The sequence below is a fragment of the Curtobacterium sp. MCSS17_006 genome (assembly GCF_003234215.1).
GTDB lineage: Bacteria > Actinomycetota > Actinomycetes > Actinomycetales > Microbacteriaceae > Curtobacterium > Curtobacterium flaccumfaciens.
In genome coordinates this window covers 244241-264613 of the sequence record NZ_QKSO01000003.1, presented here as the reverse complement: position 1 = coordinate 264613, position 20373 = coordinate 244241, and the positions used below count along the sequence as shown (strand labels likewise).

20 protein-coding genes are annotated in these 20373 nt (G+C 73.1%); 14 read left to right on the top strand and 6 right to left on the bottom strand.

All coding sequences use genetic code 11. From position 1 onward, the window contains the following. The first annotated feature begins 20 nt into the window (after positions 1-20). Entirely contained in the window at positions 21-644 is a 624-nt protein-coding gene (locus DEJ21_RS05075) for a CGNR zinc finger domain-containing protein (RefSeq protein WP_111223897.1), read from the top strand. Between the two features lie 94 nt (positions 645-738). Here the strand turns inward: DEJ21_RS05075 and DEJ21_RS05070 are convergent, their stop codons facing one another. The 3 genes from DEJ21_RS05070 to DEJ21_RS05060 form a co-directional block, all read right to left on the bottom strand. Further along, the gene (locus DEJ21_RS05070; RefSeq protein ID WP_181435782.1) at positions 739-1764 is read right to left on the bottom strand and encodes a glycosyl hydrolase family 18 protein; all 1026 of its coding nucleotides are present in this window, start codon (positions 1762-1764) and stop codon (positions 739-741) included. Between the two features lie 55 nt (positions 1765-1819). Then, positions 1820-2197 (bottom strand): ATP-dependent DNA ligase, encoded by a 378-nt coding sequence (locus tag DEJ21_RS05065; protein WP_111223895.1) that lies wholly within the window; start codon positions 2195-2197, stop codon positions 1820-1822. A 106-nt stretch (positions 2198-2303) separates the two neighbouring features. Then, the gene (locus DEJ21_RS05060) at positions 2304-3062 is read right to left on the bottom strand and encodes an AraC family transcriptional regulator (protein WP_111223894.1); all 759 of its coding nucleotides are present in this window, start codon (positions 3060-3062) and stop codon (positions 2304-2306) included. Between the two features lie 196 nt (positions 3063-3258). Here DEJ21_RS05060 and DEJ21_RS18120 point away from each other — a divergent pair, with 196 nt between their 5' ends. The 3 genes from DEJ21_RS18120 to DEJ21_RS05050 are packed head-to-tail and all read left to right on the top strand — an operon-like array spanning position 3259 to position 4587. Further along, positions 3259-3426 carry a hypothetical protein gene (locus DEJ21_RS18120; RefSeq protein WP_163343324.1) on the top strand — a complete coding sequence of 56 codons (168 nt, stop codon included), beginning with the start codon at positions 3259-3261 and terminating at the stop codon, positions 3424-3426. Beyond that, positions 3423-4385: a helix-turn-helix transcriptional regulator gene (locus DEJ21_RS05055; RefSeq protein WP_111223893.1), complete on the top strand. Its 963-nt coding sequence runs from the start codon at positions 3423-3425 to the stop codon at positions 4383-4385. Before DEJ21_RS18120 ends, DEJ21_RS05055 begins: the two co-directional genes overlap by 4 nt. A gap of 10 nt (positions 4386-4395) precedes the next feature. Further along, positions 4396-4587: a hypothetical protein gene (locus DEJ21_RS05050; protein WP_111223892.1), complete on the top strand. Its 192-nt coding sequence runs from the start codon at positions 4396-4398 to the stop codon at positions 4585-4587. Here DEJ21_RS05050 and DEJ21_RS05045 read toward each other — a convergent pair. From DEJ21_RS05045 to xylA, 3 genes are all read right to left on the bottom strand, one after another. Next, the gene (locus tag DEJ21_RS05045; RefSeq protein WP_111223891.1) at positions 4580-5581 is read right to left on the bottom strand and encodes an acetylxylan esterase; all 1002 of its coding nucleotides are present in this window, start codon (positions 5579-5581) and stop codon (positions 4580-4582) included. The genes DEJ21_RS05050 and DEJ21_RS05045 overlap by 8 nt on opposite strands. 82 nt (positions 5582-5663) lie before the next feature. Further along, a complete protein-coding gene (xylB, locus tag DEJ21_RS05040; protein WP_111223890.1) occupies positions 5664-7142 on the bottom strand; it encodes a xylulokinase in 1479 nt (492 codons plus the stop codon). Continuing rightward, positions 7135-8328 carry a xylose isomerase gene (xylA, locus tag DEJ21_RS05035; protein ID WP_111223934.1) on the bottom strand — a complete coding sequence of 398 codons (1194 nt, stop codon included), beginning with the start codon at positions 8326-8328 and terminating at the stop codon, positions 7135-7137. Before xylA ends, xylB begins: the two co-directional genes overlap by 8 nt. A 97-nt stretch (positions 8329-8425) precedes the next feature. Between xylA and DEJ21_RS05030 the strand changes: the two genes are divergently transcribed. The 10 genes from DEJ21_RS05030 to DEJ21_RS04985 all read left to right on the top strand — a co-directional run bounded on the left by DEJ21_RS05030 (position 8426) and on the right by DEJ21_RS04985 (position 20133). Beyond that, complete coding sequence (locus DEJ21_RS05030) at positions 8426-9622, top strand: Gfo/Idh/MocA family protein (RefSeq protein ID WP_253183721.1); 1197 nt, start codon at positions 8426-8428, stop codon at positions 9620-9622. Next, positions 9619-10326: a ThuA domain-containing protein gene (locus tag DEJ21_RS05025; RefSeq protein ID WP_110865025.1), complete on the top strand. Its 708-nt coding sequence runs from the start codon at positions 9619-9621 to the stop codon at positions 10324-10326. Before DEJ21_RS05030 ends, DEJ21_RS05025 begins: the two co-directional genes overlap by 4 nt. After that, positions 10311-11423: a Gfo/Idh/MocA family protein gene (locus DEJ21_RS05020; protein ID WP_111223889.1), complete on the top strand. Its 1113-nt coding sequence runs from the start codon at positions 10311-10313 to the stop codon at positions 11421-11423. The genes DEJ21_RS05025 and DEJ21_RS05020 overlap by 16 nt, the downstream gene beginning before the upstream one ends. Positions 11424-11457: 34 nt before the next feature. Beyond that, entirely contained in the window at positions 11458-12507 is a 1050-nt protein-coding gene (locus DEJ21_RS05015) for a sugar phosphate isomerase/epimerase (protein ID WP_110865026.1), read from the top strand. Between the two features lie 118 nt (positions 12508-12625). Continuing rightward, a complete protein-coding gene (locus DEJ21_RS05010; RefSeq protein ID WP_111223888.1) occupies positions 12626-13888 on the top strand; it encodes an ROK family transcriptional regulator in 1263 nt (420 codons plus the stop codon). After that, positions 13885-14916: an NAD(P)-dependent alcohol dehydrogenase gene (locus DEJ21_RS05005; protein WP_111223887.1), complete on the top strand. Its 1032-nt coding sequence runs from the start codon at positions 13885-13887 to the stop codon at positions 14914-14916. Before DEJ21_RS05010 ends, DEJ21_RS05005 begins: the two co-directional genes overlap by 4 nt. Positions 14917-15279: 363 nt before the next feature. Further along, on the top strand, positions 15280-16662 hold the full coding sequence (locus tag DEJ21_RS05000; RefSeq protein ID WP_111223886.1) for an MFS transporter: 1383 nt from the start codon (positions 15280-15282) through the stop codon (positions 16660-16662). 150 nt (positions 16663-16812) lie between these two features. After that, positions 16813-18240: a bifunctional UDP-N-acetylglucosamine diphosphorylase/glucosamine-1-phosphate N-acetyltransferase GlmU gene (glmU, locus tag DEJ21_RS04995; RefSeq protein ID WP_111223885.1), complete on the top strand. Its 1428-nt coding sequence runs from the start codon at positions 16813-16815 to the stop codon at positions 18238-18240. 61 nt (positions 18241-18301) lie between these two features. Beyond that, positions 18302-19279, top strand: coding sequence for a ribose-phosphate diphosphokinase (locus DEJ21_RS04990; protein ID WP_027464468.1), 978 nt, complete (start codon positions 18302-18304; stop codon positions 19277-19279). A 74-nt stretch (positions 19280-19353) separates the two neighbouring features. Further along, positions 19354-20133, top strand: a complete 780-nt coding sequence (locus DEJ21_RS04985) for a putative protein N(5)-glutamine methyltransferase (protein ID WP_309146978.1) — start codon at positions 19354-19356, stop codon at positions 20131-20133. Positions 20134-20373 lie beyond the last annotated feature (240 nt).

The following is a 20373-nucleotide window of genomic DNA, read 5'->3' as shown; positions in this document are numbered from 1 at the left end:
TCACGCATTAGTCTCGGAGCATGGTGGTCCCCGACGCGCAGCCGACGTTCCCGGACGTGGGGGGACACGCGGCGCTCGACCTCGTCGACACCGTGCACTGGCGCCTCGATCCCCGTCGTTCGATCGACACCCTGAGCAGCTTCAGCGCCGTCGTGGCGTGGTGCGAGCAGATGGGCGTCCTGCCCGGCGGTGCGGACGAGATCAGCCGGCTCGCCGCAGCCGCGCCCGACGTCGCAGCGCAGGAGCACACGGCGGTGCTGGCGCTCCGCGAGGCGGTGTACGAAGCGGTGTTCGCGTCGTCACCGCGCGCCGCCGCCCACGTCGCGTCCGAGTACGTCGCTGCGCTCGGGCGCGCGACGCTCGAGCAGGGCACGGACGGGGCGTCGTGGTCGTGGCGGATGCGCGCCGACCTGTCCGGGCCGCGGGGTGCGATCGCACTGCTCGCGCAGGAACTGCTGACGTCCGACCTCAGTGCGGCGCGGCAGTGCGGCGACGACGCGTGCGGCTGGGTCTACCTGGACACGTCGCCCCGGCACAACCGCGTCTGGTGCACGGCCGCGGGGTGCGGCAACCGCAACCGGGTCGCGCGGCACCAGGCGAAGCGTCGCGGAGCCGCGACGCCACAGGGCGGCCGTCAGGACTGACAGCGCGCACCACGCGCCCGGGGCGTGACCGGGTGACGGACGGGAGGCGCGGTGCGGGCTCGCACCGCGCCTCCTGTCCGTCAGCGGGTCGCGGTCACCCGACCGGTTCGATCCGGTCGGACAGGTCCAGCGACCAGACGGCGACGCCCGTCAGGCCGAGCCGCTCCGCCAGGGCGACCCGTTCGCGCAGCGAGCGTGCGTCGGACCACCAGAGCACCTCACCGCTCGGCAGGGTCGCGGTCCACTCGCCGACCGTCGCGTCCCAGTGGGCGGTCGCGCCCGCCTTCCGGACCCGGAGCCGGGCCTGGGCGTCGGAGAGCTGACCGGCCGGACGCTTCCCCTTCCAGTGGTAGCCGTACCCGGCGACACCGAGCACGATCTGGTCGGCGGGAGCGAGGGTCGCGAGTGCACGGGCGGCCTTCGACGACCACGCGAGCGACCCGACGGGGCCGGGTGCGTCCGGTTCCCAGGGGCCGTGCTGGTCGTAGGCCATGAGCGTCAGGTGGTCGAGCGGGGCGCGGAGGCCGCGCACGTCGTAGCCGAGGCGGGCGTACCCGGCGGCGGTGGTCGACGCGGACAGGGCGATGTCGAGCCGGACGTCGTCGCCGACGGCGGCCCGGAGCTCCCGCGCGAAGGCGGTGAGGCCGGGCTTCTCCGCCGCCGTCAACGCCTCGAGGTCGATCATGACCGAGTCCCAGCCGCCCGTGGCCACGTCGGCGGCGAGGGATCGGACGACCCGGGCGCGGTTCGCGGGCGAGGTCAGGAGCTTCCGCGCGAACGGCTCGCTGAAGTCCCCGTCGGCCTCGGAGTAGTTGCTGACGAGCAGCTGCGCGGTGCGGCCGTTGGCGTGTGCCCGGTTGCGCTGGGCCTTGGCGGCGCGTGACGGTGCGGTGGCCTTCGTGCCCGTGTGGTTCACCAGCAGGCCGTCGACGCCGACCACGTCCATCGCGGCGGCGTTCGCGTCCACCAGGGCGGTGTCGGCGTTCTCGGGCTGGAAGCCGGTCACGTCGAACTCATCAGCGTGGGCGGCGGTCGGGGCCGTGCAGCCGGCGAGTGCGAGTCCGGTGGTGAGCGCGGCGGCGAGCAGCGCGGAGCGGCGTCGACGCGGGGTGGTGGTCACGGGGAGGGGCATCCTGTCGTTCGTGCCCGGTCGGGGCGCGTCGTCAGCGCTCCGGTCAGGAGGCGCTGATGGTCGTGGTGGGTCGTGCCGGTGGGGCGCCGGGGACGTCGTCGGCGGAGACCGGGCCCTCGGCGTCCGTCGGTTCCGGGCTCAGGACGAGGCCGGAGCCGCTCGCCGCGCTGGCGTAGAGCTCGTCGAGCCACGAGCGGTTCACGCTCGGGGACTTGCCGCCGGCGAACTTGAAGTGCAGTCCACAGTACGGGTGGATCCAGATGCTGCTGCGGCCCCCGCCGACGGCGGGGTCGTCCTTCCACGAGAACACGAAGCTCTCCCCGCGGCGGATGAGGTTCACGATGACGATCTGCAGGTGCGTGAGCGCACGGTCGTCGAGGCGGAGCTCGAGGGGTTGCGAGTCGTAGATGAGCTGGCCCATGGCGCTGCCTTCCGTTTGCTGGGGCCCGCCGCACGTGCCGGGCCCGCGGGGTCCATCCTGCCGCGGATCCACGAAGCGTGGCGCATTCCGTCCATCGACGGCGTGATCAGTCCCGATCCGGGCCGATACCCGGCGGCGGGACGGCGGGTGCCGACCACGGCGGGAGCTCGGCCGACGGGTACGCGCCGTGCTCGTCCGGCGCCCGCAGCATCGGGTTGACCGCACGCAGCCGGATGCCGGAGGTGTCCCCGGCGGCCCCGCGGACGGCGTTCGCCAGCAGGAACGCGACGACGTCCGCCGTGCTGCCGTCGGGGTCGTAGCCGTGCCAGGGGCGGTCGTCGCCCTGGGCACGGCGCAGGGCATGGGCGAAGGTCGCGTCGGCGTCGTCGACCTCCACCTCGCAGTCGAGCACGATCCGGAAGCGTGATCCCTCGCCCGGGGACCCGGCGAGGTCCGACGTGGCGCGGGGGTCCGGGTCCTCCGGGTCGAACGACCGGAGCGCCACCGACGGTGCGGTGCCGAACGCGGCGCGGTACTCGGCCGCCATCCGACCGGCGTTGCTGAAGTGCCAGTGCTTGGCGACGTCCGCGATGGTGCGACGGTCGGCCGGTGTCATCGACAGCAGGTCGCGGCGGACGCCCTCGAGCCGCACCCCGCGCGGGTACGACGCGGGTGAGGTCTGCAGCTCCCGCCGGAACGCGCTCTGCAGGCCGCGGGTCGACAGGTGTGCGGCGGCGGCGATGTCCGGTACGGAGATCGCTTCGCGGGCGTGGGCGTGCACGAACCGCAGCGCCTCGTGCACGGTGCGCGACAGCCGTGCTCCGCCGTGCTCGGGACCACTCGCCGTGGTCGGTGCCTGGTCCATACGTGGAGGGTACGAGTCGGTCGGGCCGATCGGCCTCCGACGCCACGACGCCGCCGTTATCCGGCGTGCGCGGATGTGGATCGCACCCGTTCGGGGGCCATTGTGGACCCCGGTGAGGGCGCTTATCGTCCAAGAGGTACTCAAACTGTCCCCCTCCGAACAGGGTCGGAGGCACGGGGACAGATCGGAGGATCTGATGAGTGGTTACGAGCGTGCACCGGGGGTCGCCCCGGTCCACATCACCTCCTACCGGGCTCGGGCACGCGCTGCCCGACGCGGGTGGATCGTGCAGTCCGAGGACGACGTCGACCGCGAGCGGTTCACCTTCGCGGACCTCCGCGCCCGGCGAGGGTCGGGCCAGTGAGCAGCGACACCGTCCCGCGGGTCGCCGTCGGCAACGCGCCCCGGACCGCCGAGCGGTGCGGCCGGACCACCGCGGACGCCGTCCGGACGTTGCGTGCCGTGTACGACGGTCGCGACGTCCGGTTCGCGCCCACCGACCGGTTCGCGTTCCGCCACCGGACGGTGCGCCACCACAACGTCGCGCTGCTGTCGTCGGCGGTGTCGACCGCCGCCGCCGCCTCGTTCACGCCGGACGGCACGCCGGTGCTGGCGTGGTCGACCGCGGGGTGCCTGCGGGTCGACGACGACGCGCCCGCCCGGCCCGGTGTGCCGGTGCTCCTGCCGACGGACCGGCCGTTCACGCTGCTCGTGCCGGCGGGGACCGTCCAGGTGCTGCGGGTCGACCGCGGCTTCCTCGACGCCGTGAACGGGGTCGTGTTCGACCACCGCTTCCCCGGCCGACTGCGATCCCGCCCGGCCGAGGCCGAGGTGTCCCACCTGCTCGCCCGCATCGACGCGGTCGCGGTCAACGCGTTGCACCCCGACCGCAACCCGCGCGGGCACCTGTCGGCACAGGTGCTGCTCGCCGAGTCCGTCCTGCGAGCCTTCGGCGGGACGGACGCCGAACCCGACGCGCGGCCGGTGCGCCGGACGGAGAACACCGTGCAGTTCGCGCAGGCCTGGCTCGCGGAGCACTGCGACCGGCCGCTCCAGCTCGCGGACGTCTGCGGGGCCGTCGGGGTCAGCTCCCGCACGCTGCAGGAGAACTTCGTGCAGCACGTCGGCGTGAGCCCCATGACGTACCTGCTGCAGGTCCGCCTCGACCGGGTCCGGATCGCGCTCCAGCTCGCCGACTGCGCGCAGACGACGGTGGCCGAGGTCGCGCACCGGTGGGGCTTCCGCCACATGGGGCGGTTCTCGAGCACGTACTTCCAGCGCTTCGACGAGTACCCGAAGAAGACGCTCCAGACGAGCACCTGAGCGCCGATCCGTGCGTACCCGACAACAGCGGCTGATCGGGCTGGCGGAGCGGGTCCTGCTCCACCAGCCGGACGTCGTGCCGGACAGCATCCTGTTCGAGTGGGGCGATCACCGCGGCGACTGGGAGCAGACCCTCACCGTGCACTACGACGTCGGTGATGGGAGCACCGGGCCCCACCACCGGCACCACTACTTCATCTGACGGAGCGCTGCAGCCGGTCCGCCAGGAACGCCGCCTGACGCTCCCAGTGCCGGAAGCCGCCGCCCTCGTGCCCGTTGTACGGGTACACGACGATCTCGCGGTCGGAGGAGCCGAGGGCGTTGAACGCGGCGAAGGTCGTGCGGGGCGGCACGACGTCGTCCATCAGCGCGACCGAGAACAGGGCCGGGGCGGTGATGCCGGCGGCGTGGTTCACCCCGTCCAGGTACGCGGCGGTCTCCCACACGGTCTCGGCCGCGTCGCGGTGGACGGCGAGGTACTGCGCGAGCTCCAGGTACGGACCGCCGACCGCGACGTCGGTGCCGTTCCGCCAGTCGGCCAGGAACGCCACGTCGGGCAGCACCGCGGCGACCGGTCCGACGTGTGCCTCGACCAGGGCCGCCGCGGCGATCGTGATGCCGCCGCCCTGGCTGCCACCGGTCAGAGCGATGCGCTCGGGGTCGACCCCGGGCAGCGTCCGCACCGCCTCGACGAGCCGCACGGCGTCGGTGTAGACGCGGCGGTAGTAGTGGTCGGCGGGCGAACCGATGCCGCTCGTCATCCAGCCGCTGGCGTGCGGCGCGGAGCCGTGCGGGTCCGGGGTGTCGCCGCCGGCCCACCCGGAGCCCTGGCCGCGGGTGTCCATCACGACGTGCACGTAGCCGGCGAGGGCCCAGTGCACGCGCTCGCCCGGGCGACCCCGGCCACCGCCGTACCCGAGGAACTCGACGACGACCGGCAGCGCGCCGCGGTCGTCGGACACCGGACGGTTGACCCACGCGCGCACCGGGTCTCCGGCGAACCCGGGGAACGTCAGGTCCTCGACGACGAGACCGGTCACCGGCGTCTCGGCGGGCACGAGGGTCACCTCGACCCCCTCGCCAGCGGTCCGGGCGGCGGCGATCGTGTCCGCCCAGAATGCGTCGAAGTCGGCGGGACGACGGACGTCCGAGCGGTGGGCGCGGAGCGCGTCGAGGGGCAGGTCGGTCAGTGGCATGGGGGTCCTCCGGGGACGATGATGCCCCCGGCGCCCTGGTGGAGGGCGCCGGGGGCGGGGAGTGTCGGATCCGGTGCGTCGGTCAGCGCGCCGCGGCGCGGTACTGCTCGAGCACCTCCGGGTGCGGGTCGGACGGCACGGTGGTCGTCGCGGTGTCCCACGTCGGCAGTGCGCCGGTGAGCGCCCACGCGGCCTGCTTCGCAGCACCCGCGGCGACGTACTCGCCGGGCTCCGGCACCAGGACGTCCCGGCCGAACACCTGTGCCGCGACGGTGCGGACCGCCGGGTTCCGCGCAGCGCCGCCGATGAGCAGCAGCCGCTCGACGGTCACCCCGGTGTCCTGCACCGCGGCCAGTCCGTCGGCGAGGGCGCAGAGCATCCCCTCCACGGCCGCCCGGGCCAGGTGCGCCCGGTCGGTGGTCGCCGGCGTCATGCCGAGCAGCGATGCGGTCGCGTCCGGCCGGTTGGGCGTGCGCTCGCCGACGAAGTACGGCACCAGGACGAGGCCGTCGGCCCCGGCCCGCGCCTGCAGCGCCAGCTCGCCGAGTGCGTCGTGGTCGACGCCGAGCAGGCCGCCGATCACCTCGAGCACGCGGGCCGCGTTGAGCGTCGTGACGATCGGGAGGCGCGACCCGGTCCCGTCGGCGAAGCCCGCCACGGTCCCGCTCGGGTCACGCACCTCGGCGTCGCTGACCCCGAAGACCGTGCCGCTCGTGCCCAGGGACACCGCGACGTCACCCGGGCCGAGACCCAGGCCGAGCGCTGCCCCGGCGTTGTCGCCGAGTCCGGCGCCGATGACGAGGCCGGACCGGGCGACCGCGCCGCCGGGCAGCTCGACGTCGGTGGACAGGGTGCCCATCGCCTCGTCGGGAGCGACCACGCGGGGCACGACCACGGCGTCGTCGTCACCCATCGACGCCGGCCGCATCGGCCGCCCGAGCGCGAGCTCGAACAGCTCCGGGTCGTACTCGCGGCGCACCGGGTCCCAGTACCCCGTGCCGCTGGCGTCGGACGCATCCGTCGCCAGGGCGTCGAGGTCGGGGCCGAGCGGGCTCTCGTCCGCCGGTCCGTACCCGCGGAGCCGCCACGACAGCCAATCGTGGGGGAGCGCCACGGCCGCGACGCGGGCGGCGTTCTCGGGCTCCGCGTCGCGGAGCCACCGCAGCTTGGTGCCGGTGAACGACGCGACCGGCACCAGTCCCGTCCGGGCGACCCACGCCTCCTGGCCGAGCTCGTCGACCATCTGCGCGGCCGCGTCCGCACTGCGGACGTCGTTCCAGAGCAGGGCGTCGCGGACCACGCGGCCGTCGGCGTCGAGCGCGACCATGCCGTGCTGCTGCCCGGCGATGGCGACGGCACCGACGTCGTCGAGGCCACCGGCGTCCGCGACGGCGGCACCGAGGGCGTCCCACCAGTGACGGGGGTCGACGGCCGTGCCGTCCGGGTGGGACGCGCGTCCCTCGCGGACGACCGCACCGGTCGCGGCGTCACGGATGGTGACCTTGCAGGACTGGGTCGACGAGTCGACCCCCGCCACGAGTGCGGTCGGACGCTCAACCACGAGCGCCCATGAGGTGCTCCATCGCGAGCTGCTGCAGGCGGACGAAGCCGAAGCCCTTGCCGCCGAAGTACGCGTCGGCGTCGAAGTCCTCGTAGGCGGACCGGTCGGCGAGGAACGTGTCGTACGACTCGCCGTCGTTCAGCGTCGGCGTCGACAGCTCGCCGACCTTGGAGGCCTCGAGCGCCGCCTGCACCTCGGGGTCGGCGCGGAACGCCTGCGCACGCTCCTTGAGGAGCAGGTACATGCGCATGTTGGCCGACGCGGAGTCCCAGACGCCGGTGATGTCCTCGGTGCGGCTCGGCTTGTAGTCGAAGTGGCGCGGGCCGTCGTACGCCGGGCCGCCCTGCGGGGCGCCGTGCTCGAGCAGGTCGACGAGCGAGAACGCGTTCTGCAGGTCGCCGTGTCCGAACACCAGGTCCTGGTCGTACTTGATGCCGCGCTGACCGTTGAGGTCGATGTGGAAGAGCTTGCCCTGGTAGAGCGCCTGGGCGATGCCGGCCGTGAAGTTCAGGCCCGCCATCTGCTCGTGGCCGACCTCGGGGTTGATGCCGAACAGCTCCGGACGCTCGAGCGTCTCGGTGAAGGCGATCGCGTGGCCGAGGGTCGGCAGGAGGATGTCGCCGCGGGGCTCGTTCGGCTTCGGCTCGATGGCGAACCGGATGCCGTAGCCCTTGTCGGTGACGTACTGGGCGAGCAGGTTGACGGCCTCGCGGTACCGCTCGAGCGCGGCCTGCACGTCCTTGGCGCTGTCGTACTCGGAGCCTTCGCGGCCACCCCACATCACGAACGTCGACGCGCCGAGCTCGGCGGCGAGGTCGATGTTGCGGAGCACCTTGCGGAGCGCGAAGCGGCGGACCTGCCGGTCGTTCGAGGTGAAGCCGCCGTCCTTGAAGACCGGGGCCGAGAACAGGTTCGTCGTGACCATCGGCACGACGAGCCCGGTCGACTCGAGCGCACCCTTGAGGCGGTCGATCTGGGTCTGGCGTTCGGCGTCGGTCGAACCGAACGCGAACAGGTCGTCGTCGTGGAAGGTCAGGCCGTAGGCCCCGAGCTCGTCGAGCTTCTCGACCGCCTCGACCACGTCGAGCGCGGGTCGGGTCGGGCCGCCGAAGGGGTCGGAGCCGTTGTAGCCGATGGTCCAGAGACCGAAGGAGAACTTGTCTGCACGGGTGGGCGTCGTTGCCATGGTGGTCACCGTTCGTCGTCGAAACAAAATGTTGCCGCGCCCAACATAAGCGGTAGTGTTGGCTGTGGCAAGCACGTGATCGCAAAGGAGCGAGCGGATGGCAAGTGAGTCGACGGTGCAGCAACGACTGCGGGTCGCGATGGTGGGGCACGGCTTCATGGGAGCCGCACACTCACAGGCGTGGCGGACCGCCCCCAGGTTCTTCGACCTCGGCACCGAGCCGGAGATGGCGGTGATCGTCGGGCGTGATCCCGAACGCACCGAGGCCGCTCGGCAGCAGTACGGCTGGCAGGCGGCGTCCACCGATTGGCGTGCCGTCGTCGCCGATCCGGACATCGACGTCGTCGACGTCGTGTCCCCGGGGTCCTCGCACGTCGAGATCGCGATCGCCGCGCTCCAGGCCGGCAAGCACGTCCTGTGCGAGAAGCCGCTCGCGAACACCGTCGCCGAGGCCGAGGCGATGACCGCCGCCGCCGACGCCGCCCGTGCACAGGGTGTCCGGGCGATGGTCGGGTTCAGCTACCGCCGGGTGCCGGCCATCGCGTTCGCGCGGCAGCTGGTGCAGGACGGACGGATCGGCACCGTGCGCCAGGTCCGCGCGCTCTACCTGCAGGACTGGTTGGCGGACGAGGACGGCCCGATGACCTGGCGCCTCGACAAGTCGCTCGCCGGCTCCGGTGCGCTCGGTGACATCGGCGCGCACGCCATCGACCTGGTCGAGCACGTCACCGGTGCGTCGCTCGCCACCGTCTCCGGCACGCTCGAGACCTTCGTGACCGAGCGTCCGCTGATGGCCGAGGGGGTCGGGCTCTCCGGCACCGCGTCGAGCGAGCGCGGGCAGGTCACCGTCGACGACGCCGCGTTCTTCACCGCGCGGCTCGACGGCGGCGCGGCCGACGGCGCCATCGGCACGTTCGAGGCGACGCGCTACGCGACCGGGCGGAAGAACGGTCTGACGCTCGAGATCAGCGGGTCCGAGGGCGCGATCCAGTTCGACCTCGAGGCGATGAACGAGCTCCGGCTGTACGAGTCGAACGCCCCGGCGGGGGAGCAGGGGTTCCGCCGCATCCTCGTCACCGAGCCCGAGCACCCCTACATGGCCGCGTGGTGGCCGACCGGGCACCTCATCGGGTACGAGCACACCTTCAGCCACCAGGTGAAGGACTTCGTCGACGCGATCGTCGCCGGCACCGACCCGTCGCCCTCGTTCGCCGACGGCCTGCACGTACAGCGGGTCCTCGACGCGGTCGAACGCAGCGCCGCCGCCGGCAGCACCTGGACGGCGACGTCGTGAGCGCCGCCGAGCAGACCCGCCAGGCGCTCGTCGTCCGCGGCGGGTGGGACGGCCACCAGCCCGTCGAGACCACCGACCTGTTCGTCCCGTTCCTGCGCGAGAACGGGTTCGAGGTCCGGGTGTCGGACTCGACGGCCGTCTACGCCGACGCCGCCGTCATGGACGAGGTCGACCTGATCGTGCAGGTCGTCACGATGTCGACCATCGCCGACGACGAGTTCGCCGGGCTGCAGCGCGCGGTCCTGGGCGGCGCCGGACTGGCCGGCTGGCACGGCGGCATCGCGGACGCGTTCCGGAACACCGCCGACTACCTGCACATGGTCGGCGGCCAGTTCGCCCACCACGCCGGCAAGCACCCCGACGAGCGCGTCGGGGAACAGTCGGACAACTACATCCCCTACACGGTGCACCTCACCGACCTCGGGCACGAACACCCGATCACGCAGGGCATCGAGGACTTCGACCTCGTCACCGAGCAGTACTGGGTGCTGTCCGACGAGTACAACGACGTCCTCGCGACCACCACCCAGGACGCGCGCGACTTCGACGCCTGGAACCGACCGGTCACCGCACCGGCGATCTGGACACGGCAGTGGGGCGAGGGCCGCGTGTTCGTCTCAGCACCAGGGCACCGCCTCGAGGTCGTCGAGTCGCAGCCACTCCGCACCATCATCGAACGGGGACTCCTGTGGGCAGCACGGTGAACGAGGGGGTGCTCCGCGTCGGCGTGGTCGGCGTCGGGGTCATCAGCCAGCAGTACTTCGAGCACTTCCCGGCCCTGCCCGGCCTCGAGCTCGCCGCGGTCGCCGACCTCGACGTCGCCCGCGCCCAGCAGGTCGGTGCGGCACAGGGCGTTCGCGGCACCACCGTGGACGACCTGCTCGCCGCCGACGACGTCGACGTGGTGCTCAACCTGACGATCCCGGCCGCGCACGCCGACATCGCCACCCGGGCCCTCGCCGCGGGCAAGCACGTCTACGGCGAGAAGCCGCTCGCGATGTCCACCGCCGAGGCCGCACCGGTGCTCGAGGCCGCCCGCGCCGCTGGCCTGCGCGTCGGCAGCGCCCCGGACACCGTCCTCGGCACGGGCATCCAGACCGCCCGCGCCGCCCTCGACGACGGCGCGATCGGCACCCCGGTCGGTGCCGCCGTCGCCTGGAGCGCACCCGGGCACGAGCTCTGGCACCCCGCGCCGGCGTTCTACTACCAGCCGGGCGGCGGACCGCTCCTCGACATGGGTCCGTACTACCTGACCAGCCTCGTCACGTTCTTCGGGCCCGTCGTCCGGGTCAGCGGCAGCGCGACCCGGTCCACCCGCGAACGGACGATCGCCACCGGGCCGAACGCCGGCACGTCGATCCCGGTCGACATCGACACGCACGTCGTCGCGATCCTCGAACACGAGGGCGGCGTGGTCTCCACCGTGACCGTCTCGTTCGAGGTGTGGGCCACCCGCGCCCCGCTGTTCGAGGTGTACGGCACCGCGGGCACCCTGGGCATCCCGGACCCGAACCGGTTCTCGGACACCGTGTCGATCGCCACCGCCGACGACCGCTCGTGGCGCGACCTGCCGGTCGCCGCAGGGTACGCCGACGCCGGCCGGGGCTACGGCCTCGCTGACATGGCGCACGCGATCGCGACGGACCGGCCGCACCGGGCCTCCGGCGACCTCGCGTTCCACGTGCTCGAGGTCATGGAGGCGGTCTCCGCCGCCGCCCGAGACCACTCGGTCGTCGACGTGCACTCGCGCGTCGAGCGACCCGCCACCGTCCCCGCCGGGTCCGCACCCGGATCCTGGTGACGGAACCCGACCAACGCGAAGAAGGACGACGACGATGACGACCACGGACGCGAGCGACACGACGGAGACGACCCGGGCCTCCCGGCCGGTCACCCTGTTCACCGGACAGTGGGCCGACCTGCCCTTCGAGGAGGTCGCCCGGCTCGCCGGCGAGTGGGGGTACGACGGGCTGGAGATCGCCTGCTGGGGTGACCACCTGGACGTCCGGCGCGCCGCGACGGACCCCTCGTACGTCGCCGAGCGCAAGGCGATCCTGGAACGCAACGGGCTGCAGGTCTGGACGATCGCCAACCACCTGGTCGGCCAGGCCGTGTGCGACGACCCCATCGACCAGCGGCACGAGGACATCGTCCCGCCGCACGTGTGGGGCGACGGCGACCCCGAGGGCGTGCGGCAGCGTGCGGCCGAGGAACTGCAGTGGACCGCCCGTGCCGCCGCGGCGCTCGGTGTCGACACCGTCACGGGTTTCTCCGGCTCGTCGATCTGGAAGACCGTCGCCGGGTTCCCGCCCGTGCCCCCGGGGATGATCGATGCCGGGTACCAGGACTTCCACGACCGCTGGTCACCGATCCTCGACGTCTTCGAGGAGGTCGGGGTGCGGTTCGCGCTCGAGGTCCACCCGTCCGAGATCGCCTACGACTACTGGACCGCTGCACGGACCCTCGAGGTGTTCCGCGACCGGCCGGCGTTCGGGTTCAACTTCGACCCGTCGCACTTCGTCTGGCAGGACCTCGACCCCGCGGCGTTCCTGCTCGACTTCGCCGACCGGGTGTACCACGTGCACTGCAAGGAGTCGGTGAAGCAGCTCGACGGTCGCAACGGGCGGCTGTCCTCGCACCTGCCGTGGGGCGACCCCCGGCGCGGGTGGGACTTCGTCACCGCCGGCCACGGGGACGTGCCGTGGGAGCGGGTGTTCCGCGTGCTGAACCACATCGGGTACGCCGGACCGACCAGCGTCGAGTGGGAGGACGCCGGCATGGACCGGCTCGTCGGCGGGCCCGAGGCGCTGGCGTTCGTCCGGCAGCTCGGTACCATCGCGCCGCCGGACGCTTCGTTCGACGCCGCGTTCTCGCAGTCGCGCTGACCGGGGCCGTCGCGGTCGCCGAGGTTTCGGGCTGCGCGACAGTTCACGGGCCCGCCGGTGCGAAACTCGTCGCTCAGCCCGAAACCCCGCCCACGACCGCACCCACCGAGGAGGACCCATGGCACGGCAGCCCACGACGACGCCGGGCAACGCCGCGCGCGTCCTCCGGCTCGTCCACGAGGACGGCCCCGTCACCCGCGCCGAGCTCACCCGGCGCACCGGCCTGAACCGCTCGACGATCCTCGCGCTCGTCGGGGAACTCGTCGACGTCGGTCTCGTACACGAGGAGACCCCCGCCGCGGGGACCCCCGGTGCCGGTGTCGGACGGCCGAGCGGGGTCGTCCGGGCGTCCGCCGACGTCCTCGCCGCCGCGGTCACGGTCGAGATCGACGCCGTCGGGGTCGCCCTCGTCGGCCTCGACGGCACCGTCCGCGACCGACTGGTCGAGCCGCAGACCACCGTGCCGACCGCGGCGCAGGCGATCGACGCCGTCGCCCGGGTCCTCGCAGCACTCCTCGCCCGCACCGGACCGGCGGCCCGGATCGTCGGGGTCGGCGTCGCCGTGCCCGGCATCGTCCGGGTCGAGGACGGCACCGTGCGCGACGCCCCGCACCTCGGCTGGCGTGACGAACCCCTCGCCGCGCCGCTCGCGGAACGCCTGGGACTGCCGGTCCGGGCCGCGAACGACGCCAACCTCGGCGCCTGGGCGGAACGGCTGTACGGCAGCGCCCGCGGCGTCGACGACCTCGTCTACCTGAACGGCGGCGCGAGCGGCATCGGCGGCGGGATCGTCAGCGCCGGCCGGCCCTTCAGCGGCGCCGACGGGTACGCGGGCGAGCTCGGGCACACCTTCGTCGCGGCGAACGGGATCCGCTGCCACTGCGGTGCGGTCGGCTGCCTGGAGACCGAGGCCTCACGCTCCGCCCTCACCGCGGTGACCGGGACCCCGCCGGACGACCTCGACGCGCTCGCCGCGGCGCTCGCCGAGGGCCGGCCCGAGGTCGAGCGGGTCGTCGACCGACAGGTCACCGCACTCGCGACCGCGCTGCGGAACGCCATCCACACCGTCGACCCCGAGGTCGTCGTGCTCGGCGGGTTCCTCGGTGCGCTGCTCGGACACGTCGGCGACCGGGTCGAGACCGACGTCCGCGCGCAGACGATGGCCGCGATGACCGATCGGCTCCGGATCGTCCCGGCGGCACTCGGTCGCGACGTCCTGGTCCGTGGCGCCGCCGAGATCGGCTTCGCGGAGCTGCTGCGCGACGCCACGATGCCAGCGGCGACGGCGACGGCGACGGCGACCACGCCGACCGCCGCCGCCCCCTCCACCACCCACACGTCCGGCCGCGACGACGCGGCCGAGGAAGCGAGAACCGCATGACCTCCACCCAGCGCACCAGCGTCCTGCTCGGCACCCAGGACCTCACCGTCGAGGACCGCCCCGTGCCCGCCGTCGACCCCGGCGACGTGCTCGTCCGGGTCGCCGCCGTGGGCGTCTGCGGCTCCGACGTGCACTACTACCGCCACGGCCGCATCGGCGACTTCGTCGTCGAGGAGCCCCTCGTCCTCGGGCACGAGCTCTCCGGCACGATCGAGGCCGTCGGCGCCGGCGTCGACCCGTCCCGCCTGGGGGAGCGCGTGGCCATCGAGCCGCAGCGCCCCTGCCACCGCTGCGCGCAGTGCCTGGCCGGCCGCTACAACCTCTGCCCGCACATGCGCTTCTACGCGACGCCGCCGGTCGACGGGGCCTTCACCGAGTTCGTCACCATCGAGGCCGAGTTCGCGCACGTCCTGCCCGATGCCGTCTCGTTCGAGGCCGGCGCGCTCCTCGAGCCCCTGTCCGTGGGCATCGCCGCTGTCCGCAAGGCGGGCATCGTGCCCGGTTCGTCGGTGCTCATCGCCGGCGCCGGTCCCATCGGCATCATCTGTGCCCAGGTCGCGAAGGCCTTCGGTGCGTCGCGCATCGTCGTCAGCGACCTCGTGCCGGAGCGCCGTGCGCGGGCCCTGGAGTACGGCGCCACCGAGGTCGTCGACCCCACCGCCGTGTCCGTCGCGTCCGACATCGTCCCCGTCGACGCGTTCATCGACGCCAGCGGTGCACCCCGAGCGGTGTCGGACGGCATCAAGGCGGTCGGTCCGGCGGGTGCCGCGGTGCTGGTCGGGCTCGGCAACTCCGAGATGACGCTGCCGGTCGAGCACATCCAGAACCTCGAGGTCACGGTCACCGGGATCTTCCGGTACACGAACACGTGGCCGGTCGCCATCCAGCTGGTCGCGTCCGGGCAGGTCGACCTCGACTCGCTCGTCACCGGTCGCTTCGGGCTCGACGACGTCCGCGAGGCCCTCGAGAGCGACACCGACCCGGAGTCGCTCAAGTCCGTCGTCTACCCCGGCGGCGTCCCCGCCTGAGCGGGCACGGTGCGGGTTTCGCCGGCCCGGGCCGCGTTGCGCGCCTTGTGCGGCGTTGCAGCCGGGCACGGTGCGTGGAAGCTCGCACCGGGTGGCGACGCACGCACGGTGCGGACGGGAGGCGCGGGGCCAGGCCGCCTCGCGCCTCCCGTCCGGCACGGTGCGCGGCCCGTCGGACGGTGCGGTGTCGGCCGTCTGGTGCGGCGTTGCAGCCGGGCACGGTGCGTGGAAGCTCGCACCGGGTGGCGACGCGCGCACGGTGCGGACGGGAGGCGCGGGGCCAGGCCGCCGCGCGCCTCCCGTCCGGCACGTGACCCGGAACGGGGCCACCGCCGCGTCACCGGGACGCGCTACGGTTCGCGCATGACCGCTTCACCGGCCGCCGTCGTGCCGCAGCGCACCGACCGGCGCGCGCTCGTCTCCTGGGCGCTCTGGGACTGGGGTTCCGCCGCGTTCAACGCGGTCGTCACCACCTTCGTGTTCAGCACGTACCTGGCCAGCCGGGCGTTCGTGGACCCGGCGCTCGTCGGCGACACATCCGCGGCCGGCAAGGCGATCGTCGAACGCGAGCTCGCGCACAACGCGGCCGTCGTGTCCACCGCACTGACCATCGCGGGCATCGTCGTGGCCCTGGTGGCGCCGGCCATGGGGCGGCTCGCGGACTCGTCCGGACACCGTCGTCGCTCCGTCCTCATCGCCACGATCGGCGTCGCGCTGTCGATCGGCGGCATGGTCTTCGTCGCGCCGAGCCAGCCGTACCTGCTGCTCGGTGCAGCCCTGCTCGGCATCGGGACCGTCGCCTACGAGATCGCGAGCGTCGGCTACAACGCCATGATCGGGCAGGTCGCCCCCGGGGAACGCACCGGCCGGGTCTCCGCCATCGGGTGGGCCGCCGGGTACTTCGGCGGGATCGTGCTGCTCGTCCTGCTGCTCGTGCTCTGCATCCAGGACTTCCGGGGCGACGGGGTCGTCGGCGGGCTCCTGCAGCTGCCGGCCACCGTCGCCACCGGGCAGTGGGACGTCCGCGTCGCGATCGGCATCGCCGCCGTCTGGCTGGCCGTCAGCTCGATCCCGCTGTTCCTCACCGTGCCCGAGGCGGTGCCCGACCGCACCCGCGGCGGCGGCGTGTTCAGTGCCTACGCGGACCTCGGCCGGGACATCGCACGGCTGTGGCGCGAGCGCCGCAACGTCCTCGCCTTCCTGCTCGCCAGCGCGGTGTTCCGCGACGGCGTCGGGGCCGTCTTCACGTTCGGCGGGATCGTCGCCGCGCAGGTGTTCGGGTTCACGCCGTCGCAGGTCATCCTGTTCGCCATCGCCGCGAACGTCGTGGCCGGCATCGCGACGTTCGTCTCCGGACGCCTCGACGACCGGTTCGGGTCGCGTGCGCTCATCATGGTCTCGCTCGTCGGCCTCGCCGTGTGCGGGGTCGGGGTCTTCGCCGCCGGCAACGAGGCGCAGTGGTTCTGGGTGCTCGGGCTGACCCTCGCCGTGTTCGTCGGCCCGGTGCAGTCCTCGTCCCGCGCGTACCTGGCGCGGCTGACGACCCCCGGCCGCGAGGGCGAGCTCTTCGGCCTCTACGCGACCACCGGCCGGGCCGCGTCGTTCCTCGCGCCGGCGCTGTTCGGCGTCGCGGTGACCGTCGGTGGGTCGACCCGGTTCGGGATCCTCGGCGTGGTCGTCGTGCTCATCGCCGGGCTGGTGCTGATGGCGTTCGTCAAGCGGGAACCGCAGGGCGCGCGGGCCTGATCCTCGGCGTGCGGGGCCTGCCAGAGCTCCCCGTCAGGCGGCCTGGAGGCGCGGTTCCCGTCCGTCCACAGGCTGCGGTTGTGCGCACGGTTCCGCACAGGGCCGTGGTCGCGTCGGGCGGCCCGGGTCGCGGTGCGCCAGGATGGGTGCATGACCGACCAGCGCATCGCCGTCGTCGTCCTCGCCGCCGGGCAGGGCACGCGCATGAAGTCGTCCACGCCCAAGGTGCTGCACCGGCTCGCCGGACTGCCGCTCATCGGGCACGTCCTGCGCACGGCGTCGTCGCTCAGCCCCGAGCACGTCGCCGTCGTCGTGCGGCACGAGCGTGACCTCGTCGCGGCCGAGGTCGTCGAGCGCGCCCCCGACGCGATCGTCGTCGACCAGGACGACGTCCCCGGCACCGGCCGTGCGGTCGAGGTGGCGGTCGAAGCACTGCCCGCCGACTTCGACGGCGCCGTCGTGGTGCTGTCCGGCGACGTCCCGTTGCTCGACGCCGCATCGCTCCGCCTCCTCGTCGACGCCCACGTCGGCGGCGGCAACGGCGCGACCTTCGTGAGCGCCATCGCCCCGGACCCGACCGGCCTCGGACGGATCGTGCGCGACGCTTCCGGCGCCTTCGTCAGCGTCGTCGAGCACAAGGACGCGACAGCCGAGCAGCTGACCATCACCGAGGCGAACGCGGGCATCTACGCGTTCGACGTGGCACGCCTCCGGGCGGCCCTGCCGTCGCTCACCACGGCGAACGCCCAGGGCGAGAAGTACATCACCGACGCTCCCGCGCTGATCAGCGAGCGCGGCGGGCGCATCGACGTGGTCACCCTGACCGACCCGTGGCTCGTCGCCGGCATCAACGACCGTGCCCAGCTCGCCGACGCCGCGCGGGAACTCAACGCCCGCACCGTCCGCCGCCACCAGCTCGCCGGCGTCACCGTGCAGGACCCGGCGTCCACCTGGATCGACCTCGACGTCACCATCGAGCCCGACGCCGAGGTCCTGCCCGGCACCCAGCTCATCGGTGCCACCGCGATCGCCGCCGGTGCCGTCGTCGGACCCGACACCACGCTCCGCGACACCGAGGTCGGGGCCCGCGCCACCGTGAACCGCGTCGACGCCACCCTCGCCGTGATCGGGGACGGCGCCTCGGTCGGCCCGTTCGCCTACCTGCGGCCGGGCACGATCCTCGGTGACGACGGCAAGATCGGCACCTTCGTCGAGACGAAGAACGCCCGGATCGGCCGCGGCAGCAAGGTCCCGCACCTGTCCTACATCGGCGACGCCGAGGTGGGCGAGGACTCGAACATCGGCGCGAACACCATCACCGCGAACTACGACGGCGTGCACAAGCACCGCACCGAGGTCGGCTCGAACGTCCGTACAGGCTCGCACAACGTGTTCGTCGCCCCCGTTAGGATTGGTGACGGTGCGTACACCGGTGCCGGGACCACCGTCCGCAAGGACGTTCCGGCAGGATCGCTCGCGATCAGCTACGCCCCACAGCGCAACACCGACGGATGGGTCGAGGAACACCGACCCGGCACACCGGCGGCCGAGGCTGCTCGGCTCGCGAACGGCGAATAGATCCCGGCGACCACCCGTCGCCGACATCGACCCCTCGTGGGTCAGGGAGTGAGCACCGCACTTGTCCGGAATCAAGACAACCGGCCAGAAACGACTCGTCCTCGTCTCGGGGCGAGCACACCCGGCGCTCTCTGCCGAGATCGCGGAGGAGCTCGGGGTCGACCTCGTGCCGACCGATGCCCGGACCTTCGCGAACGGTGAGCTCTACGCCCGCTTCGACGAGTCGGTCCGTGGCTGCGACGCCTTCGTCATCCAGTCGCACACCGCGCCGATCAACGAGTGGCTCATGGAGCAGCTCATCATGGTCGACGCGCTGAAGCGTGCGTCGGCGAAGCGCATCACGGTCGTGGCGCCGTTCTACCCCTACGCGCGCCAGGACAAGAAGGGCCGCGGCCGCGAGCCGATCTCGGCCCGCCTCGTCGCCGACCTGTTCAAGGCCGCCGGCGCGCACCGCATCATGAGCGTCGACCTGCACGCCGCGCAGATCCAGGGCTTCTTCGACGGCCCCGTCGACCACCTGTTCGCCATGCCGGTGCTGCTCGAGCGCTTCCGCCAGATCCTCGACCCGAAGACGCTCACCGTCGTGTCGCCCGACATGGGCCGCGTCCGTGTCGCCGACATCTGGTCCGAGAAGCTCGGGGCCCCGCTCGCCATCATCCACAAGCGCCGCGACCCGCTCGTGCCGAACCAGGTCTCGGTGCACGAGATCGTCGGTGACGTCAGCGGCCGCGTGTGCCTGCTCGTCGACGACCTCATCGACACCGGCCGCACGATCGCCAAGGCTGCCGAGGCGCTCAAGAACGCCGGCGCCACGGGAGTCGTCGTCGCCGCGACCCACGCCGTCTTCTCCGACCCCGCCACCGAGCTGCTGCAGAGCGAGTTCATCGACCGCGTGGTCGTGACGGACACCCTGCCGCTGCCGATGGACAAGCGCTGGGACCGCCTCGAGGTCCTGCCGATCGCCCCGCTCATCGCCCGTGCCATCCACGAGGTCTTCGACGACGGTTCCGTGACGTCGATGTTCGACGGCGCAGCGTAGCGGAGCCGTCGAACCATGGGCACAGCCGACGGCGCAGGACCATCTCCGCGACGTGACGTGTCCCGTTGCCCGTGGTGACCCACCCCGCGCGTGACGCCCTCGCGGCCCGGCTCCGGGCCGCGGGGAGCGTCTTCGCCGAGGACGAAGCCGACCTGTTGCTCGAGGCCGGTGACGGTGAGCCGGTGCGACTCCGCACCCTCGTGCAGCGTCGGCTGGCCGGTGAGCCGCTCGAGTACGTGCTCGGCTGGGCCGCCTTCGACGGGCACCGCATCCGGGTGACCCCCGGGGTCTTCGTGCCGCGAGCCCGCACCACCGTCGTCGTTGAGCAGGCTGCACGTCGGCTGCAGCGCTACGACCGCGTGGTCGACCTGTGCTGCGGCGCCGGTGCGATCTCGGTGGCCCTGTTCGGTCGGGTCGGCGCGCTCGACCTCGTCGCCACTGACATCGACCCGGATGCCGTCGACGTCGCAGCCGAGAACATCGGCGACCGCGGCATCGTCGTCGCCGGTGACCTGTTCGCGCCGCTGCCCGACCGGTTCCGCGGGGCCGTGACGGTCATCGCGGTGAACGCCCCCTACGTGCCGACGGCCTCGATCGAACTCATGCCGAGCGAAGCCCGCGAGCACGAACACCGCGTTGCCCTCGACGGTGGTGCGGACGGCCTCGACCTGCACCGCCGCATCGCAGCGGGTGCGGGGGAGTGGCTCCGTCCCGGTGGCGCCGTCGTCATCGAGGTGTCCGAGGCCCAGGCCGAGGCGTCCGCCGCTGCGTTCACGGCCGCCGGCTTCTCCACCGTGGTCGAGCGGGACGCCGAGGTCGACGGCACCTGCGTCGTCGCGACCCTGCCCGCCTGACCACGGTCTGCCTGCCTGGCCCTGGTCTGCCTGCCTGGCCGTGGTGCCGAGTGGTCACGACATGCCGCTCAGGTTCGCCGAGGAGGCACGAAGTGTCGCCTGCGCGTCCGCGAACCGACGCTTTCTGCACCCTCGGCGAGACGCACGTGGCGTGTCGCGCGGCCGGGGCGAGGGGCGGGGCGGGCCGGCACCGGGCCTCCAGGCCGTCGGGTGACCGGAGCGCGCCGGCGCCGAGCGGTC

Bases quoted from the DNA above. Each gene is read 5' to 3' on its own strand.
- xylA (WP_111223934.1), bottom strand. From the start codon at position 8,328: ATGGCAACGACGCCCACCCGTGCAGACAAGTTCTCCTTCGGTCTCTGG.
- glmU (WP_111223885.1), top strand. From the start codon at position 16,813: ATGACCGACCAGCGCATCGCCGTCGTCGTCCTCGCCGCCGGGCAGGGC.
- DEJ21_RS05000 (WP_111223886.1), top strand. From the start codon at position 15,280: ATGACCGCTTCACCGGCCGCCGTCGTGCCGCAGCGCACCGACCGGCGC.
- DEJ21_RS05065 (WP_111223895.1), bottom strand. From the start codon at position 2,197: ATGGGCCAGCTCATCTACGACTCGCAACCCCTCGAGCTCCGCCTCGAC.
- DEJ21_RS18120 (WP_163343324.1), top strand. From the start codon at position 3,259: ATGAGTGGTTACGAGCGTGCACCGGGGGTCGCCCCGGTCCACATCACC.
- DEJ21_RS05060 (WP_111223894.1), bottom strand. From the start codon at position 3,062: ATGGACCAGGCACCGACCACGGCGAGTGGTCCCGAGCACGGCGGAGCA.
- DEJ21_RS05015 (WP_110865026.1), top strand. From the start codon at position 11,458: ATGACGACCACGGACGCGAGCGACACGACGGAGACGACCCGGGCCTCC.
- DEJ21_RS05075 (WP_111223897.1), top strand. From the start codon at position 21: ATGGTGGTCCCCGACGCGCAGCCGACGTTCCCGGACGTGGGGGGACAC.
- DEJ21_RS05030 (WP_253183721.1), top strand. From the start codon at position 8,426: ATGGCAAGTGAGTCGACGGTGCAGCAACGACTGCGGGTCGCGATGGTG.
- DEJ21_RS05010 (WP_111223888.1), top strand. From the start codon at position 12,626: ATGGCACGGCAGCCCACGACGACGCCGGGCAACGCCGCGCGCGTCCTC.
- DEJ21_RS05045 (WP_111223891.1), bottom strand. From the start codon at position 5,581: ATGCCACTGACCGACCTGCCCCTCGACGCGCTCCGCGCCCACCGCTCG.
- DEJ21_RS05005 (WP_111223887.1), top strand. From the start codon at position 13,885: ATGACCTCCACCCAGCGCACCAGCGTCCTGCTCGGCACCCAGGACCTC.